At 43.9% G+C, this 15,668-nt stretch carries 18 protein-coding genes; 6 read left to right on the forward strand and 12 right to left on the reverse strand.

Features of this window, described 5'->3' with window-relative positions; genetic code table 11:
* Window positions 1-152 precede the first annotated feature (152 nt).
* The 4 genes from gorA to H6F74_RS03735 form a co-directional block, all read right to left on the reverse strand.
* Window positions 153-1,496 carry a glutathione-disulfide reductase gene (gene gorA, locus H6F74_RS03720; protein ID WP_190436507.1) on the reverse strand — a complete coding sequence of 448 codons (1,344 nt, stop codon included), beginning with the start codon at window positions 1,494-1,496 and terminating at the stop codon, window positions 153-155.
* A gap of 279 nt (window positions 1,497-1,775) precedes the next feature.
* Window positions 1,776-2,171, reverse strand: coding sequence for a hypothetical protein (locus H6F74_RS03725; RefSeq protein WP_190436510.1), 396 nt, complete (start codon window positions 2,169-2,171; stop codon window positions 1,776-1,778).
* A 116-nt stretch (window positions 2,172-2,287) separates the two neighbouring features.
* On the reverse strand, window positions 2,288-3,319 hold the full coding sequence (locus H6F74_RS03730; RefSeq protein WP_190436512.1) for a hemerythrin domain-containing protein: 1,032 nt from the start codon (window positions 3,317-3,319) through the stop codon (window positions 2,288-2,290).
* 247 nt (window positions 3,320-3,566) lie between these two features.
* On the reverse strand, window positions 3,567-4,397 hold the full coding sequence (locus tag H6F74_RS03735; protein WP_190436515.1) for an alpha/beta hydrolase: 831 nt from the start codon (window positions 4,395-4,397) through the stop codon (window positions 3,567-3,569).
* A 402-nt stretch (window positions 4,398-4,799) separates the two neighbouring features.
* Between H6F74_RS03735 and H6F74_RS03740 the strand changes: the two genes are divergently transcribed.
* A complete protein-coding gene (locus H6F74_RS03740; RefSeq protein ID WP_190436518.1) occupies window positions 4,800-5,333 on the forward strand; it encodes an HAD-IIIA family hydrolase in 534 nt (177 codons plus the stop codon).
* Window positions 5,334-5,348: 15 nt separating this feature from the next.
* A complete protein-coding gene (locus tag H6F74_RS03745) occupies window positions 5,349-5,594 on the forward strand; it encodes a hypothetical protein (RefSeq protein ID WP_190436521.1) in 246 nt (81 codons plus the stop codon).
* A 24-nt stretch (window positions 5,595-5,618) separates the two neighbouring features.
* Here H6F74_RS03745 and H6F74_RS03750 read toward each other — a convergent pair whose 3' ends face one another.
* The 6 genes from H6F74_RS03750 to H6F74_RS03775 form a co-directional block, all read right to left on the reverse strand.
* Complete coding sequence (locus H6F74_RS03750; RefSeq protein WP_190436523.1) at window positions 5,619-7,442, reverse strand: DUF262 domain-containing protein; 1,824 nt, start codon at window positions 7,440-7,442, stop codon at window positions 5,619-5,621.
* Between the two features lie 476 nt (window positions 7,443-7,918).
* Window positions 7,919-8,227 carry a DUF262 domain-containing protein gene (locus H6F74_RS03755; RefSeq protein WP_190436526.1) on the reverse strand — a complete coding sequence of 103 codons (309 nt, stop codon included), beginning with the start codon at window positions 8,225-8,227 and terminating at the stop codon, window positions 7,919-7,921.
* A 444-nt stretch (window positions 8,228-8,671) separates the two neighbouring features.
* The gene (locus H6F74_RS03760) at window positions 8,672-9,127 is read right to left on the reverse strand and encodes a DUF4383 domain-containing protein (protein WP_190436529.1); all 456 of its coding nucleotides are present in this window, start codon (window positions 9,125-9,127) and stop codon (window positions 8,672-8,674) included.
* A gap of 98 nt (window positions 9,128-9,225) precedes the next feature.
* Window positions 9,226-9,432, reverse strand: a complete 207-nt coding sequence (locus H6F74_RS03765) for a chlorophyll a/b-binding protein (protein ID WP_190436532.1) — start codon at window positions 9,430-9,432, stop codon at window positions 9,226-9,228.
* A 211-nt stretch (window positions 9,433-9,643) separates the two neighbouring features.
* Window positions 9,644-9,901, reverse strand: a complete 258-nt coding sequence (locus tag H6F74_RS03770) for a hypothetical protein (RefSeq protein ID WP_190436536.1) — start codon at window positions 9,899-9,901, stop codon at window positions 9,644-9,646.
* Window positions 9,902-10,383: 482 nt separating this feature from the next.
* Window positions 10,384-10,653 carry a hypothetical protein gene (locus H6F74_RS03775; protein ID WP_190436539.1) on the reverse strand — a complete coding sequence of 90 codons (270 nt, stop codon included), beginning with the start codon at window positions 10,651-10,653 and terminating at the stop codon, window positions 10,384-10,386.
* A gap of 127 nt (window positions 10,654-10,780) precedes the next feature.
* Between H6F74_RS03775 and H6F74_RS29150 the strand changes: the two genes are divergently transcribed.
* The 3 genes from H6F74_RS29150 to H6F74_RS03785 are packed head-to-tail and all read left to right on the forward strand — an operon-like array spanning window position 10,781 to window position 11,992.
* Complete coding sequence (locus tag H6F74_RS29150; RefSeq protein ID WP_199300805.1) at window positions 10,781-11,125, forward strand: hypothetical protein; 345 nt, start codon at window positions 10,781-10,783, stop codon at window positions 11,123-11,125.
* Window positions 11,082-11,675 (forward strand): PHB depolymerase family esterase, encoded by a 594-nt coding sequence (locus H6F74_RS03780; RefSeq protein WP_199300806.1) that lies wholly within the window; start codon window positions 11,082-11,084, stop codon window positions 11,673-11,675. The genes H6F74_RS29150 and H6F74_RS03780 overlap by 44 nt, the downstream gene beginning before the upstream one ends.
* A 35-nt stretch (window positions 11,676-11,710) precedes the next feature.
* Window positions 11,711-11,992: a hypothetical protein gene (locus H6F74_RS03785; protein WP_190436543.1), complete on the forward strand. Its 282-nt coding sequence runs from the start codon at window positions 11,711-11,713 to the stop codon at window positions 11,990-11,992.
* A gap of 80 nt (window positions 11,993-12,072) precedes the next feature.
* On the opposite strand, the gene H6F74_RS03790 is transcribed toward H6F74_RS03785, so the two are convergent.
* Window positions 12,073-12,312, reverse strand: coding sequence for a hypothetical protein (locus H6F74_RS03790; RefSeq protein WP_190436546.1), 240 nt, complete (start codon window positions 12,310-12,312; stop codon window positions 12,073-12,075).
* Between the two features lie 822 nt (window positions 12,313-13,134).
* Between H6F74_RS03790 and H6F74_RS03795 the strand changes: the two genes are divergently transcribed.
* Window positions 13,135-14,355 carry an MFS transporter gene (locus H6F74_RS03795; protein WP_190436548.1) on the forward strand — a complete coding sequence of 407 codons (1,221 nt, stop codon included), beginning with the start codon at window positions 13,135-13,137 and terminating at the stop codon, window positions 14,353-14,355.
* Between the two features lie 120 nt (window positions 14,356-14,475).
* Here H6F74_RS03795 and H6F74_RS03800 read toward each other — a convergent pair whose 3' ends face one another.
* On the reverse strand, window positions 14,476-15,438 hold the full coding sequence (locus H6F74_RS03800; RefSeq protein WP_190436550.1) for an aldo/keto reductase: 963 nt from the start codon (window positions 15,436-15,438) through the stop codon (window positions 14,476-14,478).
* Window positions 15,439-15,668 lie beyond the last annotated feature (230 nt).

The following is a 15,668-nucleotide window of genomic DNA, read 5'->3' on the forward strand; positions in this document are numbered from 1 at the left end:
GCGATCGCAGTTTCGGGTTGGAACAACACTACCGACTTGCTCTCTCTACCTCTGTTTGCGTTGTGGCTTCGCCAGCGCTTCAGTTAACGAAGGCAGAGGAGAGGAGGCAAGAGGCACTTATTTCAGGTAGAACTAGAAGTAGCTCGGTAGGATTAACGCATAGTGAGAAACTCTTCGGCAACTGAAGGATGAATGCCGATGGCTTCATCGAAATGTTTCTTGGTTGCGCCTACGCGGAGGGCTAAAGCCAGACATTGAATAATCTCTATCGCCCCCTCACCCACCATGTGAGCGCCTAGCACCCGATCTGAGTGACTATCAACAACTAACTTGATTAGGGTTTTCTCATCTCGGTTAGTCAGACTGTGTAAAAGGGGATGAAACTGGGAGCAATAGCATCGCACAGCGTCACCCAGTTTTTCACGCGCTTCGGCTTCACTGAAGCCAACCGTAGCCGCCTGTGGCTGAGAACTAACGGTTGATGGAACGTATTCATAGCAAACCGTGCGGGGGTTGTTGCCAAATTGAGTATCAGCAAAAGCGCGACCTTGAGCGATCGCAACCGGAGTAAAATTAATTCGGTTGATACAGTCCCCAACTGCAAAAATATTCGCTTGTGTCGTTCGGTTGTACTCATCCACCACAATCGCACCTCTTTGGAGCTGAATACCAGCTTTCTCCAGATCCAAGCCACTGTTATTAGGGGTACGACATAGAGCAAACAGGACAGTATCTACGCTCAATGTGTTTGCGTTTTTTCCTGACAGTATCACATCCAGCTCATCGCCCACACGTTTGATTTCTTTTACCGTAGTATTTTCGAGAATCTGAATCCCTCGCTTGGCCATACCTTCTTGCACGGCTAAGGCAAGAGATTCATCAAAAGCACATAGGATATGGTCTTCCAGAAATACTTGAGTAACTTGGCATCCGAGATTGTTCAGGATACCCGCTAATTTCACGGGAATATAGTTACCACCGACTACTGCAATATGCTTGGGTTGCTGCTTGAGACTAAAGAGTTGGCTGGAAGTGATGGTATTTTCACTTCCCGGTATCTCTGGTTTTACGTCTTTTGCTCCCACCGCAATCAAAATTTTGTCAGCTGTTATTTGGCGTCCTGCAACCTCTAAGGTATGAGCATCGATAAAGGTGGCTTTACCCTTAATCAGCGCGACTCCTGCTTTTTCAAGTTTTTGATTGTGTACTTGGCTCAGACGGTGGATTTCCCGCTCCTTAGCCTCAATGAATTGCTGCCAATCAAAGGCGCATTGAGCTTGATTCCAGCCATAGCCTGCTGCAACTTGAGAATCATCAGAGAACTCAGCAGCAAAGGACATTAGTTTTTCAGGAATACAGCCTCGGATGACACAAGTACCCCCGACTGAATCCTGTTCTGCGATCGCAACACGAGCACCATAGCCAGCCGCCTGTTCGGAAGCAGAAAGTCCTCCTGGCCCCGCACCAATTACAAGAAGGTCATAATCAAATTTCATAACTCAATTAGTTTATGTTTACCAAAATTATCCTAAAGGTTTGTTTCTAAGAGGATGTCTCAAAAGTCATAATCGAGACGCTTATAGGGTGGAGATACCCCTAAATCCCCCTTAAAAAGGGGGACTAAGACTTGATTCTCCCTCCTTTTTTCTAGCGCAGCGGCGCGTTAGCGCGGGGGCTGGGGGGGATCAAAACTTTATGAAACTTCTGAGACATCCTCTAAAGTTCAATCATATCTAAGCCTGGATAGAAAGTTTCTTGTTAGCCCTTCTGAATATTCACTCCAACGCTGGTTTATCCTGAGCGTAAGAGTATAGAAATACACTGAAGAGAATCGCAAAAGTAAGGTCAATGACACCTGGAATTAGATAAAGTGGGTGAACATTGCCTATCAAAGTTTGATAAGCCAGCACACCGAAGACAGAATATTGCGCGATCGCTCCAAGTTTTACAATTTCACGATTGCGCGAGATGTCCTGACTGACCCACCAATAGCCAATTCCGATCACAAATACCAACACGACAAACAGTTGTAAATACTCAGGATTGGTGAGGGGTTTCTCACCAATCAACTCACGAATCCATCGGTCGGCAAACAGCAAAGCTAGAGATTCGATCCAATTAATCACAGCTTTGATTTGAAATATATACTTCCACGTCGTTGGATTATTCATAGTTGCACAAAGTCCGAAAATGCTTTTTGATAAAAAGGATTTAGCTGATGGTTGAAAGAGTCAAATTATAGCTAAGTTTTCCTTAGCTACCTACGTCGTTTTTGATTAGCTTGCTATTAAGCATTGGCAGCAGCCATCTGGTCTTGTAGCTGGCTTTTAACTCTTTTGAAATCAGTAGCCATTTGCTTTTGCTGCTCGTGGCTGAAGTTTTCTTTGATTAGGGCGAATACATCTTTTTCTTCTTGATTTATGTGATTTCGCGTCGCCGTTCTTAACTGCTCAATTTTGGCTTTAAACTCAGATGAAGCAGGATCTAGAGGCTTAATTTTATCTAACATCTCCATCACTTCATCGGTTTGCTCGTATATTTCCTGCGTATGTTCGTAATACGGACGAATTGCCGGGTAGAGAACTTGTTCTTCGGCTGTACCATGAACTTTTATATCTTTGTACAGTTGTCCAAAATACTCTTGAATTTTTTGAGGATCGTCAGCACCTAAAATTTCCGCAAATAAGGTATCGGCTTTAGTATGATCCATGCGGAGGAGGTCGCGGATACTCATCTCATCGTCGGTGCGCGTCACCACACTACCAGCAACGCCTGTTAAGGCTGCAACCGCATCTTCAACCCGCGCCCAAAGTCCCTGCTTTGCGTCTTGTCCTGTGAGTTCGCGAACGCCTAGAATTTCTAGAACCCCTTTGAGTTGCTCTTGATGAGCGCGGTTTTCAAAATTAACTGCATTTAAAGGAGCGATCGCAGCTTTAATATCAGCACCAACAACTTGAGCAGCTTTGTGGATTAGCAGTCCAGTCATGGTCTGCTTGTGCTTAAGCAATTCTTGCTCAAATACTTTTTCAAATAAAGTTAGCTCAGAGCCTTCCATTAGTCTCTGAACTTCCTCTATGAGCTTCTGGGTTGTTTCCTTAAGCTCGTTCTGGACACCGTACTGAACGAGCGCAGTATCGATAACACCCAGGTTTTTGCGATCGCTTTCGACCATATCCTGTAGGCGCTTGCGAATATCATCATCAGCACAATCCTGAATTAATTTCTCCTCGTTGCTAATCAGCAAATTTTGTAGCGCTTTCATCTCTGCCAGTTTTTTGGCAATTGCAAGGCGCTTGGTGTCATCAAGAGTCGATACCATTTTCATTACTCCTTTGCGTTATGACCTGCCCCAATAGTTACAACGTCGTAAGATTGCATTTGGGAAGCTCGTTCTCTAGAAGAATCTCTTAGTCTTAAAGCTAAAAAGTATTCAAAATTACAGCTTCATCCTTAGAGCCTGTCTTACCTTGACCGAAGGAATAGTTTTGGGTTAAGCCTGGTTGTTACTATCATTACAACTTAGATTCCACCATTTATTTAATAATCTCGATTGAAAGAACTATTTTTCAAGCAATCCTAAAAGTTTCCATCTCCTCAACTTCACTTAAAAAATCAAAGATGGTGGGTACAAATTTTTCTGGACGAAACATAGTCCATTCATGATGTTCCCCTTGAGCAACGAGCAGCCGCGCATTTGGGATGCCTTGGGAAAACTCATAAGCTAATTGCAGCGGAATAAAGCGATCGCTTCCTCCCCACAAAACCAAAGCCGGAGATTTAATCTGTGGTAAAAGTGGTCGTAAATCCTCCTTGAGTGCAAGCCGCGCGCATTGAATCATGTTCTGAGTATTAAATACCCAGTTGTGAAGCATAGCTCGGTAAAATCGCAGCATCGGGATAACTCTTACCTTTGGAGTTTGCATCACCATGTCAATCGATCTGCCAAGTGCAACCTTTGGTAATTTGCCGAGGGGAATTCCCGTGCTGTCTGAGATGATGAGGCTACTTACCAAAGATGGTTTTGTGGCGGCTAGGGCGATCGCTATAGATCCTCCCCCTGAGTGTCCGATCGCATGGACTTTTTGAATGTTCAACGCTTCTAGAAAAGAAACGATGCAATTGACATAGCTAGCGGAATCGCGGGCGCATTTCGGATGAGTGCATTTTCCAAAACCCGGTAGATCGGGCGCGATCGCGCGATACCGTTGACAGAGAAATTTTAAGCTTTCGCGGTAGGGTGCAGCGGAAATTGTCCAGCCATGCAAAAACAGGATGGGGTCTGAGTTTGATGCCTCTCCCCCCTCTAAATAAGTCGTCCTGTAATCTTCTAAATCGATTTGCTTTTCGCTCAAGTCACAATTCACTAAACAGTCCCCTTGCTCAAAGGATTTAGCCAACCAACATCACTTCCGTTTGCTTTACGGGTGACGGGGTTGCTGTCAATACTTCGTCAGCGGAATCAACCAGCACTAATTCCAGCTTGTGCCGCACATCTTCTGCCAGCTTAAGTTAACCCTATAGCACCTAATCGATGCCTACCTTCATCTTTGGGATGATTTTAAAAATATTTTCAGATAATTCGTAGGTGATAAAATGTGCTAATGTCACCGTTTAGACGATTACAACAGAATAGTTTCTCCATTATTTGTATTTTGAATTACACATTAAATTAATAGTCTAATCATTAGGAAGATAGGTTGATAGGTCGAGCGCCTCAGCAGTGCATACCATTAGCTAGAGGAGAAGCGATAGAGCGCCGTTTAGGATGTTAATAAAACAGGGAATGTCATCAAGGAACGATGAGCTTATTACTAATAGACCTAGACGGCACACTCCGCGAACCACTCAGCGGACAGCAACACTTCCAACATCCCAAAGATCAACGCATTATTGCAGGTGCTGATATTGCTCTTCGCGCCTACAAAGATGATTGGATTATTGTTGGCATCACGAACCAAGGTGGAGTTGCCGCCGGTCATAAGTCTATGCAAGAGTGCATCAAGGAACAGCAATACACGCTTGAGTTATTCCCATTGAGAGAAATCTACTTCTGCCCAGACTTTGAGGGCAGAAAATGTTTCCGCGTCACTCATCACAATGTTCATAACCACAGCCAAACTAAGTGGTCTGGACAGTACCGGAAACCGCAATCGGGTATGTTGCAACTAGCAACGATCAGACACAAACACACCCCGCAAAATTCGCTGTATGTAGGCGATCGCCCGGAAGATGAACAAGCTGCCCAACGAATAGGTGTACGCTTTCAATGGGCATGGGACTGGATCGAGCAACATCAAGAAGCGATCGCTCCCAACCTTACACAAGTAAAGTAACGACAGAGGATATTCATGGAACGAGAGATTACAGATAGCGACGGCATTACGTGGACGTGCATTCAAGCCTATTCTGGGCTTTCCAGCAACGCAGAAAAGCAGGATGCGGCTCAGGTTAAAGGACAGGAGGATAGCTACTGGGTCGTCTGTACCCCCAGTGGTGGCGCAAAGTCGGTGCGGCTTAAGCTTGAGGGTGAATGGGAAAAATCCTACTCTGACGAGATGTTGCTCAATGAAATTCAAGCACAGCAGGAGGTATGACTACAGCACAATCAAAAAGTATATCTATTGAGATGGAGGTTTAGAGCCTTTCCTTCTGTTACTGTCACTGTGAGTAATTTGAAGGTTCTCTATGGAATCTACTCCCCCGATGCTTAGTGGTGTAGTATGATCTACCTCAATATCATCTCCTATAAATAGAGGTGCTCCTGAGATAGCACAACGATTATCCTGTCCTCTAAGTTTTTCAATCTTTTCGGCTTCAGAAAGTTTAACTTGTCTTGTTTTTATTGCATACTTTTTGTGAAAAATTTGAGCTTTTGAAAGAAATAAATCTTTGGTGAAATTTTCTGAAGTATTCCTCAAATCATAAAAGATATTTTGCAAGTCTTGTTTGATTTCTAACCTATGAAACTTAACCATTTCATGGTTCAGTGGACTGACAAGATACCAAAGAATGTAAAAATCTTGTTTTGTACGCCTAAATGAACGAACTTGTCTTTGCGCTTTAAATAGCAAATTCAATTCATTGCCAAAAAACTGATCTAATGCTTCCTTGCCTCCTTCAACATCTTTATCCAGCAAAATAAGCTTCACTTTTTTGACAAAGCTTTCTACATTCTTGATACCTTTAAGAAAGTGAGTCTTTACTTCTTCATCTTCAAAAACACTTTGAAGTAGCCTAGTAATTTCGTGCGATGAACCCATTCTTACGTTGATTCCATCATTCCTATTATAAATATACAAATGATTATCAGCATCCTTACTCTTCAGACGCTGATATTCAAGGTATGCTAAGGATGTATAAAGCTCTTCATTTTCCATCCTATCTCTATCATTACGGCTCTTAACAAGTTTGATATAGAACCACTCTCTATGCTTATCAAGATTCTTTCTAATGGTTTCAATAATATCTCTATCCACCCAAGAATTCCACATCTCGAAAGAATTCTCTCTAATCGGATATGGCTTGTTATTGAGCCTAACAAAAAGATCGACTGGGTTAAAATCTGGATTTAGACTTTCTTGAATTTCGACTACCAAGAGTTCAAAGTCTAAAATTTTATCTTGTAATGAAGCATCAAAAATATCTTTAAGATCATTGTAGGTTTTATTGTTTAAATGCTTCAGTATTTTTAATCCTTTTAAAGCAAATCCAGAGTTTTTACTTGTACATTGATGACCACTTTCATCCATATATTTTTTATCTATAAAACCTAAAATTGTTAATAGACGTTGTTGTCCGTCAATCACCTCTGAAACACCATCTTTACGTTTATAGATAAAGATTGCAGGAAGACTGATACCTAAAAGAATACTTTCAATAATTGAAGATGCTTTGGATATATTAATTACTTCCGATCTCTGGTAAGAAGGACGAACAAGAAACATATTGCGATCCATCACTCTTGCAATATCATCTATTGAATTTAGTGATGGTTCTGGCTTTGTTACTCTTAGAGAGGCTAATTCACCTAGTTTCGTAACCGTATCGTCATTTTCACTATTCCTGATGAAGTTTAATTCATCTCTTGTCTTCTTGTCACCATCTACATAGGCACGAAGATTGACAGCAAATTCCTTTTCAAATAGCTTCGCTGTAAACGAAAAACGTTCTTGAACCTTATTATAGTAATGAGAATCAATGAATTTATCATTGTTATCTGAAATTGCATGACCTAAACGTTCAATCAGATCGATTTTATCGACCATCGATAAATCAATATCTTCAGCATCTAATACTTGAAGCCCCCATAACAAACACTCAAAAGCTGGCCGTTTTAAAATCAGATTTTTCTCTGTAAATATCTGCTTCATTCGATGAACTAGACGAACTTTTTCTACAAATTTATTGCATAAATTATCTACATTCTCTACTTCATTTGCCATATGTTCATACAATTTATCTAATGTTTCAGTTCTATTATTTCCCCAGGAATAATACCTGATGGGAAACTTATAGAGGACTAAATACCTACGAATAAACTGTAAGATTTTTCCACTATCAAAACTTATTTCACTCTCCTTTTTAGGCAAGAAAAGGTCAGTAATAATATTGCCAAACTCAGAGTCTTTTTTTACAAAGTCCTTGAAATGCTGGAAGACTGAATCTGCATCATATAAAGCATTATCTATTTCTGGTTTTTTTAAAGGGGTGATACCAGAATTATATCTACCAAATATTTCCTTCTTAACCTTGTCTTCAAGTACTGAATTAAGTTTAGGTTCATTAACTATTTTAAATTCTATAATTCTAATTTTTGCATCAAGAAATAAATTAATTATACTTTTTGTCTCAGAACTAGCTTGTAAGGACTCGTAAGTTGATCTAGCAATCTGCTTTAGGGCTGCTAGACCATTCCTAGTTAAGGAGAATAAATTTCTTTAAACCGTTTTATGGTCTCAAATCTTTGCCTTCCATCAATTACTTCAGTGGTAGAACCATTGTTGAAAAAGACAAGTGGAGGAATCTCGGTACCCAACAAGATACTTTCAATAAAGTAAGTTGCTTTATGATCATCCCATACATAATTCCTTTGGTAATACGGTGTATAATTGATTTTATTTAAACTGCGTAGGCTAAAAAGTGATTCTATAGATTTTGATTTCGTTTCAATCTTCAAGTGCGATGTAAAAATTCTTTCAAAGTCTTCTGGAGTTAAAAAGCCACTCATTGTCAATTCCTCGCGTACATTTGAATGATATGTTAGCATTTTTTCGTATTGGGTAGGATTCCTTGAGCGTTGCTATCGGCTACGTCTTGATTGCTGTGAAGATTAACGCGACCTTTTACCGGCTGCTCCCCATCTGCCGAATAAGAGCCTGCAATGCTTGAAGCTTCAGCAGTTTTGGCATCAGCTTGTCCTAGGATAAGAAATTGGTGGTGATCGGATTGGCGATCGCTATAGGATTCCTCGTTGTAAATTCGCTGCGGTGGAGGTCTACATTGCTCCTCCCCTCACAAAATCATGGCTGCTCACAGATACTGAAACGAACAAAAAAAAGTAGTCCTTGTGAGACTACTTCTGCATCCTAAAATAAGTGCCAAGGAAGGCAGATGAAATAATTTCCAGCGGTAAACATTAGAACACTTTCTCTACTTAGAGAAGGTATTCTTGTTACACGCTAGGTTGAGCATTCGATGAACTCGACATACCGATTTCTGCTGACTTCACAAATCCGTAGTAGAAAGCGATCGCAGCAGTAAGTGCATTGAGCCAGATATTATTTCCAAAAAGTGGTGTCAGCCCAAACAAGGTATTTGCAAAGGGCAGCAATCCTAAAATAGCACCTGCTGCATAGAGGAGAGCGAAGATGCGATTGAACACAATTGCTCCGCTTAAGCTAGTAAATGCAGCAATTCCCCAAACACCCACTAAAATGCCAATTGCATTATGAAAATAGTTGGTGGGGAATACGCCGAATATATAGCCGAAGCCTGGTTCGGAGGTAAAGTTCTCAGAGGCCGTGAAAAAACTAGGCACAAATCCAGCTAAGCCAAGTAATAAGAAAAGAAGACCTAGGCCTAAAGCGCTGTAACGAATTGAGGAATCTGAAGACTTTGATGTTTGCATAGCAATATTTTGATTTTCAAAAATTTAGGTGTGGACTAAACAAGTGTTTTACTGCTGTTAGAGAAACAAGAGACAACTTGTAACGGACAATTCAACTTCTAGCGAACCAGGTGGAGTACATCCCGAAGAACGCTATAACCAGCCAGATCCCATAGAAGATAGGCGACAAAACCAAGCATTGCTAGGCGACCGTTCCATAGCTCTTGCTGTGGGTTCCAGCCCAAAATCCAGGCATTGCGATCGTCCCCGTTGTAAGCTGGAGCGACCGTAGGGGTTTTAGCAGTATTGATGGTTGAAGTCTTCATAATGAATAGTTTTCAATGGCGTTGCTTTGATATCATGCTATCGAGTAGCTTGCCTGGTATTGTCTGCCGTTAGGATTGCATTCTACCTATATCTAAAGATTGGATTGTAACGCTCACCTGTTAATATCGGCACAAGAAAAAGTATTTTTATTTACCGACAACAGAGGGGAGAAAAACCCGAACTTTTATTCCGGATGATTGACTTCAGGCTCTATCGGAAGTTTAATTGCGTCAGTATCGGGTAGCATTCCTTGAGCATCGCTAGCGGGTACGTCTGGATTGTTGTGAAGATTAACAACACCTTTTTCCGTCTGCTCCCCATCTGCCGAATAAGAGCCTGCAATGGTTGAAGCTCCAGCAGTTTTGGCATCACCTGTTGTTCTAGTTGCAGATGAGAAATTGGAGGCGATGGGATGAGCGATCGCTTCTCCCTCTGGATTCGTGCTGGTTCCTGCGGCAATGTTTGCATCTAAAACAGCACTTCCACCCGCATTGGAGGGTGCAAAAACTTGAGCCTGTTGAGATGCGCCAACTTCTTGATTTGGGTCACTTGCTTGATTAGGGCATGGATGCGTTACTCATTTCTAATTTCTCCGTAAATCTGTTAAACAATTACTGCGGTATCAACCTCTCCCCTTCCACTTCCACTGGCTTCACAAGCTGTTACCATCAGCCACAACTGCGGTGAAATACTTATCGAAAGCCAGAGTTTCAAGGCTTTTGCTTCTACCTGTATTCAACGTATTCAAGCTTAAACTATTACTGAGTAATTCTTTTCTTCTTAACGCTATCTCGATTACCGTTGTCACCTCATCCTACTGATGACACAAGCTATTATGAAGTCAGTTTGTAAAAACCAATACAATCGCCTTGACTCTACGCTCCTACCTGAGAAAGGCGTTGCAAAAAGCCCTAGCTGTTAATCTTGTTTGATAGAGACAAGAGCCATCGTTATCTAGCTTTTAATAACATTTTTGGCTCATTATCTGGGCGGCAATCTGTTCTGCTCGCTTTAGGGGAAAGGCGAACACCCACCACGCTTCCATGTGAAACATTGCGCGCACTACTACCGCCACGCAAGAGAGATTTTTTGAAGTTCTTAATATCCTGAAGAAGCAAATTTGAAAACCCCATCAAGCGACTTATGAATATCAAAAAAATCGCCTCTACGTTATAGGCGATGATCTGAAAGCTTATCAACCTACAGTTATTTCTTTTCATCTTTTTAGATCAGCTTGCGATCGCAGTTTCTTGCCTTCCGGCATACCACCGAAATAACCTTCCTTTTTCACCTTACAAGGAACGCTCACTATGGCTAATGGAAAACAGTTTGCTTATTCAGTGCAAGATGTCATTTGCTCTCATTGGTGCCGGGAGAAAAATTCGCTTTTCACAACAGGAGAAGCAAGGGCATCATGCTGAAGCAGAAAACCGACATCGGTTCGCGATTAAGGCGAAGGCACCTACTTGGAATGTTTTTGGTAGGCATCACTGGGGCGATCGGATCAGCCTGTACAAGCAATTCTATGGAGAGAATTACATCAATGAGAACAGACAAACCACAGAATCAGGATCAGGCATCTATAAACGGACGCCTGCTGGCACGACCAACGCAGCCTGCGGGAACGGCACCAAGCGGTCTGCAACCATTGGGACTTTCCACCAAGCGCGACGGACTGCTCTACGTGCCTAAAAATTACCAAGCTTCTCGACCCGCACCACTGGTGGTGATGCTGCACGGCGCAGGTGGCGATGCACCCGGTGGTCTGTCTCCGTTCCAAAATCTCGCCGATGCCACTGGAGTGATCCTGCTGGCACCTGCCTCGCGCCGCCAGACGTGGGATGTGCTGTTGGGTGGGTACGGCCCCGATATCGCCTTAATTGACCAGGCGCTGGCGCAGACGTTCAGCCGCTACGCTGTAGACCCCACCCGCATTGCGATCGAGGGTTTCTCAGACGGGGCTTCCTATGCGCTAAGTGTCGGCATTACTAACGGCGACTTGTTCACCCATGTCATAGCGTTCTCGCCGGGGTTTATGGCACCAGCTTCACAGGTTGGCGAACCGCGCCTGTTCATCTCGCACGGCACGCGAGACTCTGTTTTACCGATCGATGTTTGTAGCCGTAAGATAGTGCCGCAGGTGCAGCGTGCTGGCTACGATGTGGTTTATCGGGAGTTCGACGGCCCCCACACGATTCCTCCTGCGATCGTAGACTCCGCATTGGACTGGTTCACGACGTAGCAGGGTATTCTCGTACAATCTAATATCAACCCTCAATGAATACAAAAGGCACAGTAGTATTCGACATCATCGGTACCTGCTTCAGTTTGGACAAGCCCCGCCAGAGATTGGTAGAGCTGGGTGCGCCCCCTCATGCTCTCCAACTCTGGTTTGCCCAAACCTTACGGGATGCCTTCGCCCTCTCCCATGCAGGCAGCTACCGACCGCTCAAGGAAGTCCTAGAGGCAGAACTGCCTCAGACGCTCAAGGTATTGGGAATTGAGGCAGATGCCGACAATGATTTGGTTGAAGCAGCGAACCGGATAGTGGAGGGATGACACACCCGTTAAGGTGTATAAAGTTGGCTATTGCCAGGAATTTATAAGCACTTAGATTTGCCCAATTTTCAGGAATCTTTTTAACGAGAGTCAGTTCCTTGATTGGGAGCGCCAACCACCTTAGGAGCAGCTCCAGGAGCTTCAGGTTCCGCACCGGAACTAACTTCAGAATCGGCTTGTTGACTGGTCATACGATATCTCTCATCAAGCGGAGTGTCACCCTCTTCTGTCGTTGGTACATTTGTTTCGCTTCCAGGATTATTTTGAGGGTCATATTTAACGTCATCTTGCCGATTGTCTTGAGGATTATCTACTGTCATAAATTTGTACTTTTAAAATCAGGTTATTCTACAACAATATTATTCAGTTTCTTGTAGGTGTTCTATCCTCAGACAGGATTGTCTCTATGACTAATGCTAGATGAAATTATGATTAAGAATGATTGCATAAGGTATGTGCAATCACAATCATGCTTAACATTTACTGTTAGTTCGATGAATAAGTAAGACTTGCCGCCTTTACAAATTGTGATTCTTACTGGACAGCCTGTAGAATCCCTGTTTTGATGAAGCTACCGAGCTAAAAGCTATCAAAGTATTTTTTCTCCACTCATTAATCAAATTGATGAATTTTTGCCAATCCTTCTTGAGCGCAAAATAATTTTTAAAATGATGCAACTGAAGGCACATCAATCATATAATTCAGGCTCAGCTTCAAACTCATTAGCAGGAATCACTCGCACTTTGAAGGTAACGGTTTTTTAAAATTCTTGCTGCAATAGTTTCTGGACTTATTTTATCTGTTTGAGAGAAATGGAATTGGCTGGAGCAGTAACCTCCAGATTGACGATCAATATAGTTTTTTGAACATTGACTTTTAATTCGTGAACAAGCTTTACGGGTCGGTCATTCACTGAAACGGGGTTTAATAACCTTGAGCATGCTAAACAATTTGCGCTAGAGCGAGGATTCCGGGTTGAGGAGGAGTTCAGTCTGTTGGAGGTACTCGACCAACTTCATAGGGTATCAGTGTTGGGCATTGACTTAGAAAGTGCCACACCCCTTCTTGCTACCACACCTATCTTCACCCTCACCCTTGCGTAATATCTGAAGATATTGAATAACCTTCGTACCAATCCTTGTATGCCTCAACGCAATAAACAAATAACCAACGCTCAGCCTCCAGCCCGGTTAGGTCTTATCCTTGCGTTTTATGCCTTTATTGCGATCGGCATGGCAGAAGGTGGGTTGGGTGTGCTGCTGCCCTCAATCATGCAAACCTTCCATCTCACTGCGGCAACAGTTACACTGCTGTTTCTCAGTCAGATTACAGGGTATCTTGTGGCTGCCTTTACGAGCAGCCTGTTGAGCAATCACATAGGGTTGGCTCGTATGTTACTGCTTGCCTCTACTCTCTTAACAGGTGCCTTGATGATTTACGCCAGTGCGCCACTCTGGGTAGTTATGGTTGTGACTGGTACAGTCTTGGGGCTGGGAATTGGTTTGATTGATGCGGGTATCAACACCTATATCGTCAACGATTCACGTCATGCCCACTTCATGGGAATGCTGCACGGCTTCTATGGCACGGGGGCATTACTCGGCCCTGCGATCGCAACAACTCTGTTGGGGATGCATCTGCCTTGGCGCATGGTGTATCTCGTGTTTGCGGGCGTTGCCTTTCTGCTAGTGGCGGGGATGGTTTGGGCGATCGCGACAGATTACAAGCCCCTTACTCAGCAGGTGAAAGTATCTGGTGGAGATGCTAGGGCAAATCTCCATACTACGCTCCGCACGCCTGCTGTATTAGTATCGGGTTTGCTGTTGCTGGTTTATGCCGGGACTGAGGTTTCAATCGGCAACTGGGCGTATAGTGTCCAGACTATCAGCCGGAAAACACCGGAAATGGTGGCAGGCTACAGCATCACTGCCTACTGGATGGGACTGACAATTGGACGGATGGGAATGGGATACGGCATCAAACGCCTGGGAACTGTCCGTATGCTCGACTTGTCGTTGATCCTGCTGGCGATCGGACTACTAACTTGGTGGTTACTGCCCGATCAGGTGTTGAGCCTGCCTGTACTGGGACTCGCACTAGCTGCCATTTATCCCACCACAATGTTGCTCGTGCCACAAGGGGTAGCCGCGCCCCTGGTACCAGCTGCGATCGGCTTTCTCAGCAGTTTCGCCAGTTTGGGCGCAGCCAGCATTCCAACGGGCATCGGTTTTCTTGCTGACTGGGTTGGTTTGGAAATTATTCCAATTCTGATGTTGCCACTGGCAGCATTGATGATGCTGTTACACCGCTGGCTGGCATGGCATATATCGAGCAACGTAAAGCAATCTGAAACCACAGGATAAGTGAACTTCCCTATGGTTTAGGACGGAAGCTCATTATTGTGTGTTTGACGATACCTTCCCATCATTTAAGCTGCATTAGCTCTCAGATAACAGATCAATCGATTCGATCTGCTCTCTCGATCACGTTGGCATCAATTGCTGAATGCGCTGTGGCTCCTCTCCCAGCCAATCTAGATTCTGGGCAGTGCTGTCGAAAATTGATGAGGTTTTGAATGGCTCAAACTCGCCGCGTGATGATGCTTCTGCTGTTTTTGCTAACAGCGATCGCACCTGCTCGTCATTCATTGGCTGGAACGTCCGCACCGCCTCAAACGCTTGATCGAGAATCTCCATGCTGTCAATTCCCGTAACCACAACCGATGTAGGTAGATTCAGCGCATAGTGCAGACACTCAATTGGTGTTACCGTATTTGACCGTAACAAAATCCCGTTTGCCATGCTTTTCATGCCAAGAATGCCGATGTCCTGTTTAACCAGTTCTGGCACAACCAGCTTCCCAAAGCTTCGGTAGTGTGCATCCATCACATTCAGTGGCAACTGAGCTGCATCAAATTTAAACCCATAACTGGCTGCAACTTCCAGCATATGCAGATGAATCTGGGGGTCTTTGTGTCCGGTGAAGCCAATATATCGGAGTTTGCCAGCTTCCCGCGCCTCAATTAAGGCGGCATTTGCCCCTTCTGGATCGAAAACTCGATGCGGGTCCTCGAACCGGAGGATTTCGTGGTGCTGGACGAGATCGATGCAATCAACTTGCAGGCGTTGCAGTGATTCGTCTAGCTGTCTTGCGGCTTCTTTCTTGGAGCGACCGTCGATTTTCGTCATCAGGAATACTTTGTCTCGGTAGCCATCGCGGAGAGCTTTCCCCATGCGAATCTCGCTGACTCCACCGTTGTAATCCCAACTGTTATCCATGAAGGTGATGCCACGGTCGATCGCAGTGCGAACAATCCGGATACCCAGTTGCTCATCAACATACTTCAATCCGATGTGCCAACCACCCAATCCGATCGCAGAAACCCTCTCTCCTGTGCTGCCAAGAGTTCGGTATACCATTTCTGAGTTTGACGTACTTTCTGACATCTGTTCTCCTTGGCTGCCAGCTATTACTTAAGTGCATATAGCTATGAGCAAATTCAAACGCAAGGAAAAGTTCACAACATCTTGCTAGAGACACACTAGAGCTGGGTATTGGCAATTTAGGAGGTGTGAGGTACATCATTGAGTTGATGCGTTACGCGATCGCTCGTGAACGCGAGATCCCCGACTTTTTAGAAAAGTCGGGGATCTAAACCGCTGACACCAGTGCTATC

The sequence above is a fragment of the Trichocoleus sp. FACHB-90 genome, assembly GCF_014695505.1.
Lineage (GTDB): Bacteria > Cyanobacteriota > Cyanobacteriia > Cyanobacteriales > FACHB-T130 > Funiculus > Funiculus sociatus.